This window comes from Neobacillus sp. SRL179 (assembly GCF_984799095.1).
Genome location: NZ_OZ481792.1, coordinates 3,938,138 through 3,955,183, shown reverse-complemented (window position 1 = coordinate 3,955,183; position 17,046 = coordinate 3,938,138). Strand labels below are relative to the sequence as shown.

The window sequence follows — 17,046 nt, the reverse complement described above, 5'->3', positions numbered from 1 at the left end:
TTTAAAAAATGGAGTTCAGCATTATTTGGGTTGTTATTGGAATTGTTGCACTTATTCTACTTGCGCTAATCGGTGTGTTTATTACAAAGTATAGAACTGCCGGTCCAGATGAGGCACTGATTGTAACAGGAAGCTTTCTAGGAAACGGAAATGTCCATGTGGACGAGGCTGGAAATAAAATTAAGATTATCCGCGGAGGCGGAAGTTTTATTTTACCTGTATTTCAACAAGCTAAACCGCTCAGCTTACTATCTAGTAAACTAGAAGTAACAACACCTGAAGTATATACGGAGCAGGGTGTACCGGTTATGGCTGACGGTGTCGCTATTATCAAAATCGGCGGTTCGATTAGTGAAATTGCCACAGCAGCAGAACAGTTCCTTGGAAAGCCGAAGGAAGATCGTGAGAATGAAGCAAGAGAAGTACTTGAAGGTCATTTACGCTCTATCCTTGGTTCGATGACGGTGGAAGAAATTTATAAAAATCGTGATAAATTTTCACAAGAAGTTCAGCGGGTGGCTTCTCAAGATTTAGCGAAAATGGGTTTAGTGATTGTTTCTTTCACCATCAAAGATGTCCGCGATAAAAACGGTTATCTGGATTCGCTTGGAAAACCGCGGATTGCACAAGTTAAAAGGGACGCTGATATTGCGACTGCAGAAGCGGAAAAAGAAACACGGATCAAAAAAGCAGAGGCTGCTAAGGAAGCGAAGCGCAATGAATTAGAGCGGGCAACGGAAATTGCAGAGGCAGAAAAAGTCAATCAGTTGAAAGTCGCTGAATTCCGCCGTGAACAAGATATTGCCAAGGCCCGTGCTGACCAAGCCTATGATCTTGAGACTGCAAGATCCAAGCAGGATGTCATGGAACAAGAAATGCAAATTAAGATTATTGAACGGCAAAAACAAATTGAGTTAGAAGAGAAAGAAATTCAACGCCGCGAACGTCAATATGATTCCGAAGTAAAGAAAAAGGCTGATGCTGACCGTTATTCTGTAGAACAATCCGCAGAGGCAAACAAGGCAAAAGAAATCGCTGAAGCAGAGGCAAATAAGTACCGGATTGAAGCAATGGCTAAGGCTGAAGCAGAACGCATTCGTCTTGATGGTCTGGCAAAAGCGGAGGCGCAAAAGGCACAAGGGTCTTCAGAGGCGGAAATTATCCGCTTAAAAGGTTTGGCTGAAGCAGAAGCGAAGGAAAAAATTGCGGAAGCCTTTGAACAATTTGGTCAGGCAGCAATCCTCGATATGATTATCAAAATGCTTCCTGAATATGCGAAACAAATAGCTGCCCCATTAGCTAATATCGATAAAATTACGGTAGTGGATACAGGCGGCGGTACGGGAGCAAATGGCGGCGCCAATAAAATCACCGGTTATGCGACTAACTTAATGGCCAGTCTCCAAGAGTCATTAAAGGCCTCAAGTGGGATTGATGTTAAGGAATTAATTGAAAACTACTCTGGTAAAGCCAATGTGAGAAGAAGTATTGAAGAATTAACTGACGAGGTTAAAAAGAAAATCGAATAACCTCAAAAAGTCCTTATCGGTAACGGTAAGGGCTTTTTTATTCGTCGAAACAATGAATAAAGGGGTTATTAAGGCGGACAAATCTATTTTTTAAAAAAATTTTATAGGTAAATAGAATTAAATTTCGAAATTCGAAATATAAGAGTTTTTGTAGAATGGTGAAAATTTAGAATTCTTACTAAGTAATTTATCCTATAAATAGTGATACATATCTCGGTTTCAATGGGAATTAAGGATAATTATCCTACTTAATTATAAAATAAATAGTATTTTTTTATTATTTTGGTAAAATTTACAACTACTAAAATACCTGTTAAAATCGATTTCAGACTCTTCAGAAGTATTTGAAGCATCTAATCTACTTTATAGGGGGTTTACATAGTGAAGAAGAATAGTAGGTTAAAAGTATTATCCAGTGTTGCAGCTTCTACCTTAGTAGCTACGACATTATTCGCAGGAACCTTTGCTGGGACAAAAGCCATACCGGTTTCAGCGAAAACAGTTAGTGCCGTAGAATCTGCGCCACTTGATTTGAATATTGTGGATCAGGACAGGCTGGCAAAGGCATTGCAGGAAAGAGGTCTAATTTCTAAGAATGCTAGTAAAGAAGAAGTAACAAAGGCGGTAAAGGATTATATCAAAAAGAAGCAAGGTGAAAAGCCTGGCAAAACAGATAAAGCTCTTACAAAAGAACAAAAAGAGTTTGATAAAAAGGCTAAGGATTTTGTGACAAAGCAAAAGGACAAGCTTACTAAGCAGCTTGAAAAAGGTCACGAAAACTTTAAAAAGGGTAAACCAACTGGTGCTGTAAAAGTAGACTCTGCTAAACAAGCTGGCTATAACGGCAGTGTTCGTGAAGATAAAGTATTAGTTCTATTAGTAGAATATGCTGATTTAAAGCACAACAATGTAGAACAAGAAGCCGGATATATGTATGCTGACGACTTCAATAAACAGCATTATGAGAAGATGTTGTTTGGCGATGAGGATTTCACCCTCTTCAACGGCGACAAGATTAAAACATTCAAACAGTATTATGAAGAGCAATCAGGCGGCAGTTATACAGTCGATGGTACTGTATCTGATTGGTTAACAGTGCCTGGCAAGGCTGCTGAATATGGCGGCGACAGTGCAAGTGGTCATGATAATGCTCCAGGAACAAAAGGCGCGCGCGGTCTTGTTAAAGATGCCTTAAATGCAGCGGTCGCTTCAGGTATGAACCTAGCAGATTATGATCAATTTGACTTATACGACATGGATGGCGACGGCAATCAAAATGAGCCGGATGGTTTGGTTGACCACTTGATGGTTCTACATGCTGGAGTTGGACAAGAAGCCGGCGGCGGAGTTGTTGGTGATGATGCCATTTGGTCACATCGTTGGACATTAAATGGTGTTTATCCGGTTGCCAACACCACTGCTTCTGTAGATTACTGGGGCGGCAAAATGGCAGCTTATGATTATACTGTTGAGCCAGAAGACGGAGCTGTTGGTGTGTTTGCTCACGAATATGGCCATGATTTAGGCGCACCGGATGAGTATGATACACAATATACTGGCCATGGTGATACTGTTGAACAATGGTCAATCATGAGCGGCGGAAGCTGGAGTGGTAATATTGCTGGTACCCAGCCACCAAGCTTCTCTCCACAAGTCAAAGAATTCTACCAAAAGACAATCGGCGGTAACTGGGCAAATATTACCGAGGTAAACTACGATGATATCGACAAAAGTGGTTTAGCTGCCGTAATCGATCAAAGTGTGACAAAATCTAAAAATCCTGGAATTGTGAAGGTAAACCTTCCTAATAAGAAGGTACCTGGAATTGCTCCAGCATTTGGTGCAAAGTACTATTACAGTACAAAAGGTGATGACCTTGATACAATAATGGAAACACCAGTCTTTGATTTAACAAATGCAGCTTCTGCAACATTTGATTACAAACAATATTATAAAGTTGAGACAGATTACGATTATCTTTACGTTAAAGCTGTTACTGCAGATGGTAAGAGTGTACTCCTTGATACGCTTGGAGATGATAACACTGATGGTGGTGACTTTGAAACTTCAAAAGGTCAATGGGAAGATAAGTCTTTAGACTTAACTCAATTCGCCGGCCAAAAAGTGAAGTTAGTATTTGAATATGTAACAGACGGTGGTCTTGCGCCTGAAGGATTCGCTCTTGATAACCTTCAATTAACAGTTGATGGCAACGTTACTTTCTCTGACGATGCAGAAGGAACACCAAAAGTAACATTAGATGGATTTGAAGTATCTGACGGCTTCATCAACAAGCCGCACTACTACTACCTAGAGTGGAGAAACTACGCTGGTTCGGATACAGCTTTACAATTCTCACGCGGTGTTAAGTATAATACTGGTTTAGTAGTTTGGTATGGTGACGATACGTTTACAGATAACTGGACAGGAGTTCATCCGGGTGAAGGGTTCCTAAGTGTTGTAGATGCACATCCAGAGGCTATTATCGGTACGTTAGCTGGCAAACCATCTATTAATCAAAGTGTAAGATACCAGGTCGCAGATGCAGCGTTCTCATTGGACAAGTCACCTGCATGGTATATTGATTCACCATCACGCGGAATCTATGATTACAAAGGCCTTCCGGGCGTAACGACCTTTGATTCAACGAAAACTTATATTAACAAAGAAATTCCTGATGCCGGAGTAAAAGTTCCGTCACAGTATCCAATTAAGTTCCAAGTCGTTGGCGAAGCAAAAGACAACACGGCTGGTGCTGTTTGGATCCACAAATAAGAAGGTTAAAAGACATCGGGCCTGCCCGGTGTCTTTTTATGCTCCTATACAAAAAAAGTGGGTGTCCCGACGATCGGGCACCCTTGTTATATAAAAAAGAGAGATTAAATTTGGGATGAGTGAAATGGTCTTTTTAACCAAGTACTGCATCTAATCGATAACATAAACTTGGGAGTTTTTCATGTTATCTTCAACTACAGTTACATCTTAGCGGGAAAGATTGAAGATGTTATGAAGAAGTTGTGGTGAATTTGTGAAGTTACAAAAATCACAGACCTATGATGGTATATTAATGGTATGGGGAGTGATTCTTTATGAAGATTTTAATAGTAGACGATGAACGTAGAATAATAGAAGTTCTCGAAGCCTATTTAGAACGAGAAGGCTATGAAATTCATTGTGCCGATAATGGAATAGATGCCTTAAAAAAGGCGAAAACAATCAGCCCTGACCTAATTATCCTCGACCTCATGCTTCCTGACATTTCTGGTGAAGAGGTTTGCCGGTTAGTGAGGAAAGACTCCGAAGTACCGATTCTTATGCTGACAGCCAAATCCGCTGAGGATGACCGGATTAATGGAATTGTCATGGGGGCGGATGATTACTTAACCAAGCCCTTTAGCCCAAGAGAAGTGGTCGTCCGTGTTCAGGCCATATTAAGACGCGTGAAGAAAACGGAAAAAGTGGAGCGCCTCGAATTTAATGGAAAAAAACTAGTCATAGATTTGATAAAGAAAGAAGTAGCGGCAAATGGAGAGTATATCACCTTAACCCCAATTGAATATAAACTGTTAACCAATATGGCTGTTAACCCTGGGCGTGTTTACAGCCGAATGGATTTGTTAGAAAAGATCCAGGACGAAGGTGTTTATTATGAGGGCTACGAACGAAGTGTCGATACACATATTAAAAACCTCCGCAAAAAAATCGAAATGGATTCACGACAACCAGATTTTATCGTGACTGTTTTCGGAATGGGCTATAAATTTGGAGGGGTACTAGATGCTGCAAACGCTCCGGTCTAAAATACTTTTTTATTTGGTGCTCATCTCGATGATCGGGATATTGATTGTCAGTTTTTTTATCCAATATGGTTTTGAGGAAAGTTTTAATAGTTATTTAGATCGGAATCGTGAAAAAAAGATTGACCGAATTATTACGGAAATTGAGAAGGATTACAAAAAAAATGGCCATTTTACGAGTGACCCCGTGTTTGGGCTTTTGCACGAGCATGCGATGACCGATCAGCTTTATTTTCAATTGTATGATCGCTTCGGCCAAATTCAAATGGATTCCTCCAACATTCGTGGCATGTTAAATAGCTTCGGTCTGACGGAACCGGAGCCCGATGGGGAAGAATGGCACAACAAAACGTACACGCTAAAAGTTGATAATGCCATTATTGGCCAACTTGTAGCCATTTATCCAGACGGCTTAATTGATGATGAATATACCTTTATTCAAACGATTCAATTGTATATTTTAGCGGCAGTTTGTTTAACCATCCTATTAGCGATTGTGTTTAGTATGGTTTTTTCAAAGAAACTGACCGCTGGATTTAAAAAGCTTTCCTTTGCAGCCGGTGAATTGCAACAGCATAATCTTGATATCCGTATTCCCTTATCAGGTTTACCGACTGAGGTAAAGCAGATTGCCATCTCTTTTAATAAGCTGGCTGAATCGCTATCCAAGGAGGAAATGCTCCGAAAACAATTTACAGGTGATCTGGCCCATGAATTGCGAACACCGCTTGCAACCTTGAGAAGTCAAATCGAAGCCTTTCAGGATGGGATTTGGGAGCCGACCCCACAGCGTTTGCAGGTAAGTCATGAAGAGCTTATGCGCTTAGTCCGCCTGGTAAACGAATTAGAAAAACTGCTTGCAGCCGAGAACCCGCAAATCCGGCTTGAGAAGATAGAGATGGAAGCAGGTAGTGTGCTAGCGGCACTATGGGAAATGTTTTTGCCATTGTTTAAAGAGAAGGGGGTAGGTCTTCAAATTGAAGAACTGACGACGGAGGAATTCTTTCTAGCTGATAAGGATCGCTTGATGCAAGTTTTATCCAACGTTCTTAATAATGCCTTGAAATATACATCTGAAGGGAAGAAAGTCACGATTTCGGTGGTGAAGGAAAAAGAAGGGTATGTTGGTTTTAAGATTCAAGATGAAGGTTCAGGCATGAAAGAAGAAGATATCCCTCATATTTTTGAACGGTTCTATCGTGGTGACAAATCACGTGACCGTAAAACAGGTGGTGCCGGTATCGGTCTCTCGATTGTAAAGGCATTAATGGAGGCACATAACGGAGTTGTTAAGGTGAAAAGTAAGTTAAATAAAGGAACCATCATTACCTTGTGGTTTCCCCAGGAAGAATAAAGGCCGCTTCAGTCTGGACTTACACCCGTCAAGTAGACAGCTCTAAAAAAGACTATGCAGCCATCGTGATCCGATATTCAACTGGAGCACGGTGGTTTAGTCGTTTTTGGAATCTCTTATAATTGTACTCATACATAAATGTCTCTATTGCTTGTATTAATTCTTCCTCTGTTTTACAATCGGTTTGATACAACATTTCTGTTTTAAAGTGGGAAAAGAACGATTCAACACAGGCGTTATCTAGGCAGTTTCCTTTGCGAGAGTGGCTGCCCTTAATGCCATATTTATTTAATCGTTTGTTGTATTTCTTAGACGTGTACTGGAATCCTTGATCCGAATGGAGAATGGTTCCGTGCACGATTCTTTTTTTATTTAGGTCCTCCACAGTATCCAATACCAGTTTCATGTTATTCCTGTCTGATAACTTCCAAGAAACAATTTCATTATTATATAGATCCTGAATAACTGATAGGTAATAAAAACGGTTTTGGAAAGGTATGTAAGTTATGTCTGTTACTAGGACTTCATTTTCTTTTCTCTCTTTAAATTCCCTGTTAACCAAGTTAGGGAACACTTTGGAACCTTTTTTACCAAAGTATCTCCATTTCTTTCTTATTACCGACTGAATTTCCATCTCCTTCATTAAACGGTAAACCTTCTTATGGTTTACCTCAAATCCTTCCTCCTTCAGGGCTACTACCATTCTAGGATAGCCATATTCCTTATGTTTGAGGTGGATGGAAAGCATTAGATCCATTAACCCCTGATCCTTTTCCTTTTTCTTTTCACGAATCTCAATGGTTTTTACCCATTTGTAATAGCCAGATCTCTGCACTTCAGCAATTTCAGTTAACCAGGTAATGGGGTATATACCTTTTAGCTCATGTATAATCTCAAACCTTATTGATTTTCTGATTTCACCTCCCCGTGAAGATTTGGATACTGCTTTTTTAAGTATTCAACCTGAGCCTTATAGTAATCACGTTCTTCTTCTACATTTTTGAACTTTGTTTTTTGTCGCCCTTTAAGGGGGTTATCAGTAGAAGTTTTTCCCCTTTGATCGGTAAGTTGATTGCCTTCCTCAAACTTTCTTACCCAAGTTTTTAATTGGGTTGGGCTACGTAATCCCAACTCCTCAGAAAGAGTTTGGTAACTACCATCACCATTAATATATCTTTCAATTGCTAAACGTTTAAATTCTTCTGTATAGGATTGAAATTTCGTCCCCTTTTTTGCCATAAAAAATCCCCTCCAAGTAGTAGTGTATCATTCCCACGTTATTAGCGGGCTTTTTACACTGTCTACTTAAAGGGGATAATATCAGTCGAACGGCCTTTTTTTGCAGCTATTATAGTAAATCCTTTATACTATAAATATTTCCACTTTCAAGATCTTTGTTTAGAACAAGGTCGACTAAAGCATTGGCTACGACATCTGCTTTTACTAACAGGTTCTTTTCCTTAAATTCTTTGAATCTCTCCAGCTCTTTAAAAGCATCCTTTGACGAAGACCTAATGGTTTCTTGCATTTCGGTATCCATCACACCTGGGCTGAAGGCAATAATTTTATTATTTGTTTTCATTTCTGCCTGCTCAAGGGCCGCTGTTTGCGTAAACATATTTAACCCAGCTTTGGAACTGCAATAAACACTCCAGCCCTCATAGGAGTTGACGGCTGCCCCTGAAGTAACATTAATGACCGTTACCTTTGTGTTTGGTAATTGAGCCTTGTTAAAAAATAAATTGGTTATAAGGATGGGTGCAATTAAATTTACTTGGAAGTTCCGAATGACAGGCGCTTGCTCCAGCATGCCGACTGTCTGAATTGGCTCTATGACTCCAGCATTATTAAAAATAAGCAGTTCATTTGGATTCTTTTGAAGGATATAGTGGACGATCACCATAAAAACTTCTTGTATTTCGTTTTCTAATGAAAGGTTACAGGAAAAATATTTATAGTCGATCCCTTTTTCAATTGCCAGCTGCTTCACTTCTTCATTCTCTGTACGGGATACAGAAACGACACCAACCTGCTCATGGATAAGGCGCTTCGCAATGGCTTTACCTAAGCCTTTTGATGCCCCGGTAATGATTGCATAATTCATGTAAAACTCCCCCTGAAAGCTAGTTTGATTCTTACCTTTTTCTCTTAAAACTAATTGTAATCGTCACGGAAATATTAAGCAAATAGATAAGAAAAGCGGAAGCGTCCTGGTCAGCGGCGTATGGCCTGGAGCGCTCCAACCGAGATAAAGGAAACACGAAGAGCCGGAGGCGATTCGATGTTGACTTATCGTAGGGCGGAGAGCGAAGGACACTAGCCGCTAGGGCGCTGGAGCTGGACATTTTTCAAAGCTGAAATTTATAAATTCTTATAGATAAAAAAAGCAGCTCCTAAAAGGAACTGCATCAACGTGCCAGGGGATAGAATTTCTTCCACTCGTTTAGGAAGGATTGAGTGGAAGAATTGGGATGTTCCAGGACCTGAGGGGTAGGTCCCGCTTGCATTACCTCACCATTAACAATAATGGCGAGGCGATTGGTAAGATAATTAATTTCCATTAAATCATGGCTGACAAACACAGCTGTGGTATGGGAATCCTCAATAATCTGCTTGAAATCTTCCATTAATCTAATTTTGGTTGGAAAGTCCAAAGCAGAAAAAGGTTCATCGAGAAAAAGGATTTCTGGCTCGACAATCATCGCCCGAGCCAAGTTGACTCTTTGGGCCTCACCGCCGGATAAATATAAGGCATTTTTTTTTGCTAAATGGCTAATGCCAAATAGGTTCATCCAATGAGCTACTTTTTCTTTCATTATCTGTTTAGGAACTTTTCTTAATTGGAGGCCAATCGCAATGTTGTGTGATACCGTTCCATCTAATAGCAACGCTTGCTGTAAAGCGATGGAGAACTTTCTTCGTAACCCCAGCGGAGCATTTCCTTTAGGGATCAATTGACCTCGATATAGAATCTCGCCGCATGTTTGATTCTCAAGAAAAGACAGCATTTTTAGAAGTGTGCTTTTACCAGCGCCATTAGGACCCATAATACCAAGGAATTCACCAGCAAAAACATGAAAATCGGCTATTGTAAGAATCTGTTTATTCTGGGCGGTATAAGTAAGTTCTTTCACCTGTATTAACGATTTCATGTAATCTGCCTCCTTTGCTGTAAATAGGTTAAGGCCGCCGTAATCAATAGGGCAACGGTTAGTAGAATAAAAGATAGGGCGAGGGCTATATCAAAATTTCCTTTTGAAACCTCCATCACAATTGTAGTGGTTAATATACGGGTGTCTCCTTGTATATTCCCGCCGACCATCATCGCAGCCCCGACTTCAGCTATTACCCGGCCAAATCCAGCCATAATTGCTGCTAAAATAGCGATTTTTAATTGTTTAATAAGAATCCATAAAGTCTGAACTCTGGTTGCCCCGAGTGCCTTAATTTGCAATAGCATTTTATCACTAATTTGTTGAAAGGCTGTACAGGTCAGGCTTGTTACAATCGGCAAACTAACTAAAATTTGTGCTAAAACAATCGCTGTTGGTGAATAAAGCAGGGTTAAGTCACCTAATGGACCTGAGCGCCATAATAACATCGTAATCCACAGTCCGGCCACAACGGGCGGCAGCCCTAATCCGATATTGATAAAGATTAATAGCAGCCTGCGGCCTTTGAATCTAGTTAATCCAAGTACTATTCCCAGTGGCAGACCAATAAGAGTACTAAACAGAATGGAAATAAGACAGACTTTCAGTGTCAGCCAGGTAATCGCATAAATCTCTGGATCACCAGATATGATCATCTCAAACGCCTTTTTTAATCCATCAAGAAGTAGTTCCATTTGCATGCCTCCAGAAATCCATAAGAAGTATGAGACAGGAAAGAGTCTCTTATTGAGTCGTCTTTCCTGCCGGCTTAAAAATTATTCTGTGTATTTAACGAATAAGGATTGTCCATATTCTTTCTTACCAAAGTTTTCGATCACATCTTGTGTTTTTGGATCAATCATAAATTTTACAAATTTTTCAGCATCTTTACTATTCACTTTATCATGTTTTTCAGGATTTACTTCCATAACATGATAAATATTCATTAAATCTTTGCCGCCTTCCACAACAATTTGAAGAGTATCTAAATTTTTCTCTTGTGCAAGCCATGTAGCACGGTCAGTCAGGACATAACCCTTTTTCTCTGCTGCAACTTGTAACGTTTGTCCCATCCCTTGGCCTGTTGATACATACCATTCGCCTTCAGGCTTGATTGTAAGTGCAGTCCAAATGGCCTTTTCCTTCTTATCTGTACCTGAATCATCACCACGGGAGATGAAAGTTGACTTGGAATCAGCTAATTTTTTGAACGCTGCTGAGATATCATCACCGCTAACACCTGCTGGATTTTCCTTTGGTCCAACTAACACAAAATCGTTGTACATAACACGTTTGTAGTTAATGGCATCGCCGGCATCGACAACGGCTTTTTCCGATGCAGGTGCGTGGACTAGAAGGGCATCTGCTTCACCTTTTGTACCCATTTCCAATGCTTGTCCTGTACCAACTGCAACAGTTTTAACCTTTACATTATTTTCTTTTTCAAACATAGGAATGAGCACATCGAGTAAGCCGCTGTCTTGTGTACTAGTAGTTGTAGCTAGAATCATGGATGTTGGTTCTGCTTTAGGTGCAGGCTTTTTTTCTTTAGCTGCTGTTGATGTATCTTTTGTGTTGGATGTTCCGCAGGCTGATAAAACGATAAGCATTAAGGCAAATAGGGCAATTAATAAACGATTTTTCTTCATACAAGTTCCTCCGATTGACTAGTTTGATAGGTGATTTTTCCTAAATCTTGAATCGAATAGCCTTCTAAATCTGTAAGACTATTTTTGAAGCTAGGAGATTGCAAATAATGAATCAACTCTACTAACCGCTGTTTGTTTTCAGGAGTAAAACGGAAGACAAGATCAAAATTTTCTTTCGCGACCGGGATGAAATCAAGCCCTAAATGGCTGGCTGCTGATTGAATTCCAAAGGTAACATCGGCGAGCCCTCGGCTTATAAAGGAAGCGGCTGATAAATGGTTCCATTCCTCATTGCCATAGCCATTAATTTGATTTGGGTCAATCCCGTAACTAGAAAGCTTTGAGTCTAGTAAGAACCTGGTACCTGCTCCTTTTTGGCGGTTAATAAACTGAACATCCTTTCTAATGAGGTCCGGAAAATCATGAATCTTCTTTGGATTGCCCTTGGCTACAATAAACCCTTGTTCTCTTTCAGCCAAGCGGGTGACCAAAATAGATTCATACACAAAGAGCTGATGGATAAAAGGCAAATTATACTCTTGTGAAATCGGATCTAATAAATGAATCGCGGCAATATCACTCTGTCCTCGGTAAAGCATCATAAGTCCTTCGAGACTGCCAATAAAAGAAGGTTGAATTTGAAGATTTAAAGAGCTTCCTGCTTTTTTGGCAAAATGTTCGACAAGAAAGTCATGACTGCCGGAAAGACGAATGGGTGTCGTGTTCATGGCTGGGGGACTCATTTGCTCAGGACTCTTCTTGGCTGGTGCTTTCATGCTCTCCTTATATCGCTCGAGCTCAGCCTCCTCTATTCTCATTTTGTTTCCGATTTTAAAGGCTTGTAATTCACCCCGTTTAATCATTTCATAAACAGTATGTTTAGAAATTTGAAAAATCTGCGCAACTTCATCGGCAGTATACGTCTTTTCTTCCATCGTTCACCCTCCTTTTTCCAGTTTCATTTTATAAAAAGAATAGCATAATAGAAGTGACTTTTGTTAAGTTTTGTTAAGTTTCATTTGGTTTTGTTTAGTAATGTCATGATTTGTTCAAAACTATTAAGATGTTTTCACAATTATTTCAAATAGTTCACTTATTGTTCAAAAGTGAGCAAGGAAGTTTGGTGTACTATAATAATAGAAGAAAAATTTGGGCCTAAAGGGAAGGGATGTACATGTCAAAGCTTTTGTATATTACAGCAAATCCAAAAAATGATATTAAATTATCAAAAGGGATGCAAATTGGAGAAGTATTCTTAGAGGAGTTTAAAGCAGCCAAGCCTGATGTCGAGATTGAGCGCTGGCACTTGTATGATATGGATATTCCTGAAATCGATATGGACCTATTGTATGGACGGGCAAAATTATCATTTATGGGGTATACAAAAGAGCAGTTATCAGAGGCAGAGCGTACAAAACTAGAAAAAATGCATGACCTGGCTGACAGATTTATTGATGCTGATTACTATGTATTTGTCACACCAATTTGGAATTTAGGTGCACCATCCATTTTGAAGAAATTTATTGATAACTTGTTTATTGTTGAAAAAACCTTTACGAATACGGAGGCAGGTCCTAAAGGGCTTCTTACTGGCAGAAAGGCGATTCATATTCAAACCCGCGGCGGTATCTATTCTACTGGCCCAATGGTGGAATTCGAAATGGGCGATCGCTATTTACAAAAAGTATTCCAATTCCTCGGTTTTGAAAGCTTGGAGACCGTTGTTGCAGAAGGTATGGATCATTTTCCAAAAATGATTCCAGAGATTATGGCAAAAGCAAAAGAACAGGCAGCTGAAGCAGCAAAAGAAATGGCGAAAGAAACCGTTACAATGAAATAAAAAAAATGCGGCACGCACATGAGTCACATTAGATTGTCGAGAAAGGGTATTTTTCTCGGCAATTTTTTTATTTTGCCCGAAATTAAAAAACCAACTTTCACTAAATTTTGATATTTGAGCCTACCAAAAAATTTAGTGTACTTAGCCAAGCATTAACAGGATTTTATCCTTGTTATTAATAGGTTTAGTTAAAACCTTATTGATAGCACCTGTTGATTGGAACGGAAGGCGCGAAGACTCCTGCGGGAGTACGGGGCAGGGGAGACCCCGCAGGAGCAAAGCGACGAGGAGGCTCCCCGGCACGCCCGCGGAAAGCGAAGCGCCTGGAGCGCAAATCAACAGACTTATTTAAATATTAATAAATGAATTTAATAAAATAGGCTGTCGAAGGTTTTTCGACAGCCTATTACGACTACCACATGAGTCGCAATTTTCTTTATTAGAATTTCCCTGTAAATTGAAAGAACAAAACGAGGATTCCAAGTGCCCATACATAAATAGCAAACGGTTTTAGAGAATGATTTTTCAAATAACCAATCATCCATTTGACCGCGACATAGCCGAAGACAGCAGAGGCGATAATGCCAACAAGCAGCGCTGATAAAGAGATTTCCTCGCCTTGTCCGCCAAGTAAGTCCTTCGTTTGTAGCCCAATTGCACCAGCAATAGCCGGGGTGGATAAGAGAAACGAAAAGTAGGCTGCTGTTTCACGATCTAATTTTCTCCAAAGAGCGGCTACAATCGTCATACCCGAGCGTGAAATAGCAGGCATAATCGCAACCGCTTGAAAGGTCCCGATGATTAACGCATCCTTATAACCGATATCCTCCATTTTTTTATAACCATTTTTTGCCGAATCAGCAAGCCAGAGGAATAATCCCGTAATTAAAAACTCCCAGCCAATCGTTACCCCAGTTTTCGAGATTTCATCAATATAGTCTTTAAAAGCAAGACCAAAAATAACGGCAGGAATCGTCCCAACAATCAATAAAAACGTTAATTTGCTAAACGGATTCTTAATGATCTTAATAAATTCATCTTTATAAAAAACAAACACAGCAAGCAGGGTCCCCACGTGAAGCATAGTATCAAGCAAAAGACCTGCTTCCTGGAGACCAAATAAGTTTCTTCCTAAATAAAGATGTCCTGTACTACTAATTGGCAAAAATTCTGTTAAACCTTGAATAATTCCGAGGATAAAGGCTTCTAGTTTCGTTAACATATGTTCCCTCTCATTCTATAATATTCATAAGCCTGTACAGATAAATCATATGCAAAACACTTCTATTTCATGAAATTCTTCTTTATTTTAGGATTAATTTACCAAACGGGTCAATGAAAATATGGATAGCCAAACAAATTAAGTGCAAACCTTCTGCTTTCTCCCATAAAATAGGAATATAGTCTTTCGAGAGGGGATATATGTTTGGAAACTAAACACCTGTTTTTTAATACGGCGATTGGAGTTACAAAACCAGAAAATATTCGAAACAAGGAGCAGGCCTGTCCTTTTTGCGAAAGAGATCAGCTTACCGACCTCATCGCTGTTGACGGTCCAATCATTCTTTTGAAAAATAAATACCCTGTATTGGAAAATGCCTATCAAACTGTGTTAATCGAGACCGATGATTGCCATGCTGATATTTCCACCTATTCTCCAGAACATTTACATCGGTTGATTCACTTTGGAATAAAACATTGGTTAGAGATGGAGCAAACCGGCAGCTATCGCTCGGTTATCTTTTTCAAAAATCATGGTCCATTGTCAGGAGGGACTTTATCCCATCCCCATATGCAGATTGTCGGGTTACACGATATCGATTATAAAGAACAGGTTTCTATAGAAATGTTTAAGGGAATCGTGCTGGCAAAAGACGGTGATGTTCAGTTTACGCTGTCAACTAAACCGCGGGTAGGGTTTTATGAATTTAATGTAGAAATGCCTGATTCCGGCTACCAGGAGAAGTTTTCGGAATATATGCAGGTGGCGGTTCACTACATCCTAAATCATTTTCCCTTCAAGGCAACCAGCTATAATATATTTTTTCATCATATTAATGATAAAATTTATGCGAAAATTGTGTCACGATTTATTACGACCCCGCTTTATATCGGATACGGCATCCCCCAAGTCCCGAATAATCTGGAATGGATGGCCGGACAGGTCAAACAAATTTATTTTCAGGGTATGTAAATAAAACCATTAACAGGTTATAAGTTGAGATTTACATGTTTTCAAAATATAATGGAGGAATGGACAAGTTTTAATAAGGTGGAACCGATATGACTTCAAACAACAACAAAACTTCTAAACTCGACTATAATCTTGTTTTTATATTAATGTTACTCTTTCTTGCGAGTTGTTTAGCAATCTATAGTGCCCAGGCGAGTGGGCAATACAAAGAAAACTTTCTTATTAAGCAAATTGTTTGGTATGCTGTGGGCGCTGGTATTATTGGAGCCGTCATGACGTTGGATTCCGATCAATTACGGAAGCTAACCTGGTATGCCTATGGGTTTGGAATTTTTCTTTTAGGCTTTTTAATTGTGGCACCAGCAAGTATTGCTCCGGTCATTAATGGAGCGAAAAACTGGTTTGTGCTTCCTGGAATTGGTTCCTTGCAGCCATCAGAATTTGTTAAAATATTTATTATTCTTGCTCTATCACGAGTCATTGATCAACATCATTTAAAAAATCAACTAAAGACTCTCCAATCCGATTTTTGGCTTTTAATCAAGATGGCGATGGTTACATTTGCCCCGTTAGTACTGATTATTAAACAAGATTTAGGAACGTCACTCGTATTTCTTGCCATATTAATTGGCATGATTTTTATTTCCGGTGTTTCGTGGAAATTGCTTATGCCGATATTTACCGTGGGGATTGCGTTGATCGGAACAATTTTTTACTTTGTCCTTTGGCACCCGGAAATTTTAGAAAAATATTTAGGTGTGGGTGAATATCAGCTGCGCCGGATATATTCATGGCTGGATCCCTATAGTTATCAAGGCACTGATGCCTATCAGTTAACCAAATCCTTGCTTGCAATCGGCTCAGGTCAAACGGGAGGCAAGGGGTTTGGAAATCGCGAAGTATATTTACCAGAAAGCCAAACAGACTTTATTTTTAGTGTCGTGGGCGAGGAGTATGGCTTTATTGGGGCCAGCGTGTTAATCAGTTTGTTTTTCTTGTTAATTTACCATATTACGAAGGTTGGCATGGAGACCAAAAATAATTTTTATACGTATATCTGTGTTGGCGTGATCAGCATGATTACGTTCCACGTGTTTCAGAATATCGGGATGACCATCGGCGTTCTGCCTATCACTGGGATTCCACTGCCATTTATCAGCTATGGCGGTAGCGCACTAATGGGGAATATGCTGGCATTGGGGCTAATCTTTTCGATTCGTTATCATTATAAAAAGTACATGTTTTCAACAACGGCATAGTGGAGGAAAAGGGCAGCGAATCGTTGCTCTTTTTTTGCTGTTTTAGGGCGGAGTATAAAGCGATACGATGCGCCGAAATATAGAAAGAGGCAAAAATAAAAGGATAATTTTTTTTTGAAAATGTTAGTTTAGCGGAAATAAAAGAGAAGTACGCGGGATTAATTGAAAAGTTGGCGGGATTCCGGACAAAATCCGCGGGAATAATTGCAGAGTCCGCGGGAAAAATCCGAAAGTCCGCGGGAATAATCAAACAACCCATCGTACCCGAATCG

General features: G+C 39.7%; 15 protein-coding genes. 7 read left to right on the top strand and 8 right to left on the bottom strand.

Annotated features, from left to right (window positions below; genetic code table 11):
* Window positions 1–8: 8 nt before the first annotated feature.
* From floT to AC4E8C_RS19680, 4 genes are all read left to right on the top strand, one after another.
* Window positions 9–1,529 (top strand): flotillin lipid rafts scaffold protein FloT, encoded by a 1,521-nt coding sequence (floT, locus tag AC4E8C_RS19695; protein WP_490208323.1) that lies wholly within the window; start codon window positions 9–11, stop codon window positions 1,527–1,529.
* A 381-nt stretch (window positions 1,530–1,910) separates the two neighbouring features.
* On the top strand, window positions 1,911–4,304 hold the full coding sequence (locus AC4E8C_RS19690) for an immune inhibitor A domain-containing protein (RefSeq protein WP_490208322.1): 2,394 nt from the start codon (window positions 1,911–1,913) through the stop codon (window positions 4,302–4,304).
* A gap of 314 nt (window positions 4,305–4,618) precedes the next feature.
* Window positions 4,619–5,329 (top strand): response regulator transcription factor, encoded by a 711-nt coding sequence (locus AC4E8C_RS19685; RefSeq protein ID WP_490208321.1) that lies wholly within the window; start codon window positions 4,619–4,621, stop codon window positions 5,327–5,329.
* Window positions 5,307–6,680 carry a sensor histidine kinase gene (locus AC4E8C_RS19680; protein WP_490208320.1) on the top strand — a complete coding sequence of 458 codons (1,374 nt, stop codon included), beginning with the start codon at window positions 5,307–5,309 and terminating at the stop codon, window positions 6,678–6,680. Before AC4E8C_RS19685 ends, AC4E8C_RS19680 begins: the two co-directional genes overlap by 23 nt.
* Before the next feature lie 52 nt (window positions 6,681–6,732).
* Here AC4E8C_RS19680 and AC4E8C_RS19675 read toward each other — a convergent pair whose 3' ends face one another.
* From AC4E8C_RS19675 to AC4E8C_RS19645, 7 genes are all read right to left on the bottom strand, one after another.
* Window positions 6,733–7,584 (bottom strand): IS3 family transposase, encoded by an 852-nt coding sequence (locus AC4E8C_RS19675; protein ID WP_490212510.1) that lies wholly within the window; start codon window positions 7,582–7,584, stop codon window positions 6,733–6,735.
* Window positions 7,581–7,919, bottom strand: a complete 339-nt coding sequence (locus AC4E8C_RS19670; RefSeq protein ID WP_490207782.1) for a transposase — start codon at window positions 7,917–7,919, stop codon at window positions 7,581–7,583. The genes AC4E8C_RS19675 and AC4E8C_RS19670 overlap by 4 nt, the downstream gene beginning before the upstream one ends.
* A 109-nt stretch (window positions 7,920–8,028) precedes the next feature.
* A complete protein-coding gene (locus AC4E8C_RS19665) occupies window positions 8,029–8,784 on the bottom strand; it encodes a (S)-benzoin forming benzil reductase (protein WP_490208319.1) in 756 nt (251 codons plus the stop codon).
* A 304-nt stretch (window positions 8,785–9,088) separates the two neighbouring features.
* A complete protein-coding gene (locus tag AC4E8C_RS19660; protein ID WP_490208318.1) occupies window positions 9,089–9,832 on the bottom strand; it encodes an ATP-binding cassette domain-containing protein in 744 nt (247 codons plus the stop codon).
* On the bottom strand, window positions 9,829–10,527 hold the full coding sequence (locus tag AC4E8C_RS19655; protein ID WP_490208317.1) for an ABC transporter permease: 699 nt from the start codon (window positions 10,525–10,527) through the stop codon (window positions 9,829–9,831). Before AC4E8C_RS19655 ends, AC4E8C_RS19660 begins: the two co-directional genes overlap by 4 nt.
* An 81-nt stretch (window positions 10,528–10,608) precedes the next feature.
* Complete coding sequence (locus AC4E8C_RS19650; RefSeq protein ID WP_490208316.1) at window positions 10,609–11,481, bottom strand: ABC transporter substrate-binding protein; 873 nt, start codon at window positions 11,479–11,481, stop codon at window positions 10,609–10,611.
* Window positions 11,478–12,416 carry a helix-turn-helix transcriptional regulator gene (locus AC4E8C_RS19645; protein WP_490208315.1) on the bottom strand — a complete coding sequence of 313 codons (939 nt, stop codon included), beginning with the start codon at window positions 12,414–12,416 and terminating at the stop codon, window positions 11,478–11,480. The genes AC4E8C_RS19650 and AC4E8C_RS19645 overlap by 4 nt, the downstream gene beginning before the upstream one ends.
* 239 nt (window positions 12,417–12,655) lie before the next feature.
* On the opposite strand from AC4E8C_RS19645, the gene AC4E8C_RS19640 reads away from it, so the two are divergent.
* The gene (locus AC4E8C_RS19640; RefSeq protein WP_490208314.1) at window positions 12,656–13,321 is read left to right on the top strand and encodes an FMN-dependent NADH-azoreductase; all 666 of its coding nucleotides are present in this window, start codon (window positions 12,656–12,658) and stop codon (window positions 13,319–13,321) included.
* A 439-nt stretch (window positions 13,322–13,760) separates the two neighbouring features.
* Here the strand turns inward: AC4E8C_RS19640 and AC4E8C_RS19635 are convergent, their stop codons facing one another.
* On the bottom strand, window positions 13,761–14,543 hold the full coding sequence (locus AC4E8C_RS19635; protein WP_490208313.1) for an undecaprenyl-diphosphate phosphatase: 783 nt from the start codon (window positions 14,541–14,543) through the stop codon (window positions 13,761–13,763).
* A 204-nt stretch (window positions 14,544–14,747) separates the two neighbouring features.
* Here AC4E8C_RS19635 and AC4E8C_RS19630 point away from each other — a divergent pair, with 204 nt between their 5' ends.
* Together AC4E8C_RS19630 and AC4E8C_RS19625 are read left to right on the top strand one after the other, a co-directional pair.
* Window positions 14,748–15,515, top strand: a complete 768-nt coding sequence (locus AC4E8C_RS19630; protein ID WP_490208312.1) for a DUF4931 domain-containing protein — start codon at window positions 14,748–14,750, stop codon at window positions 15,513–15,515.
* Between the two features lie 89 nt (window positions 15,516–15,604).
* Window positions 15,605–16,774 carry an FtsW/RodA/SpoVE family cell cycle protein gene (locus AC4E8C_RS19625; RefSeq protein ID WP_490208311.1) on the top strand — a complete coding sequence of 390 codons (1,170 nt, stop codon included), beginning with the start codon at window positions 15,605–15,607 and terminating at the stop codon, window positions 16,772–16,774.
* Window positions 16,775–17,046 lie beyond the last annotated feature (272 nt).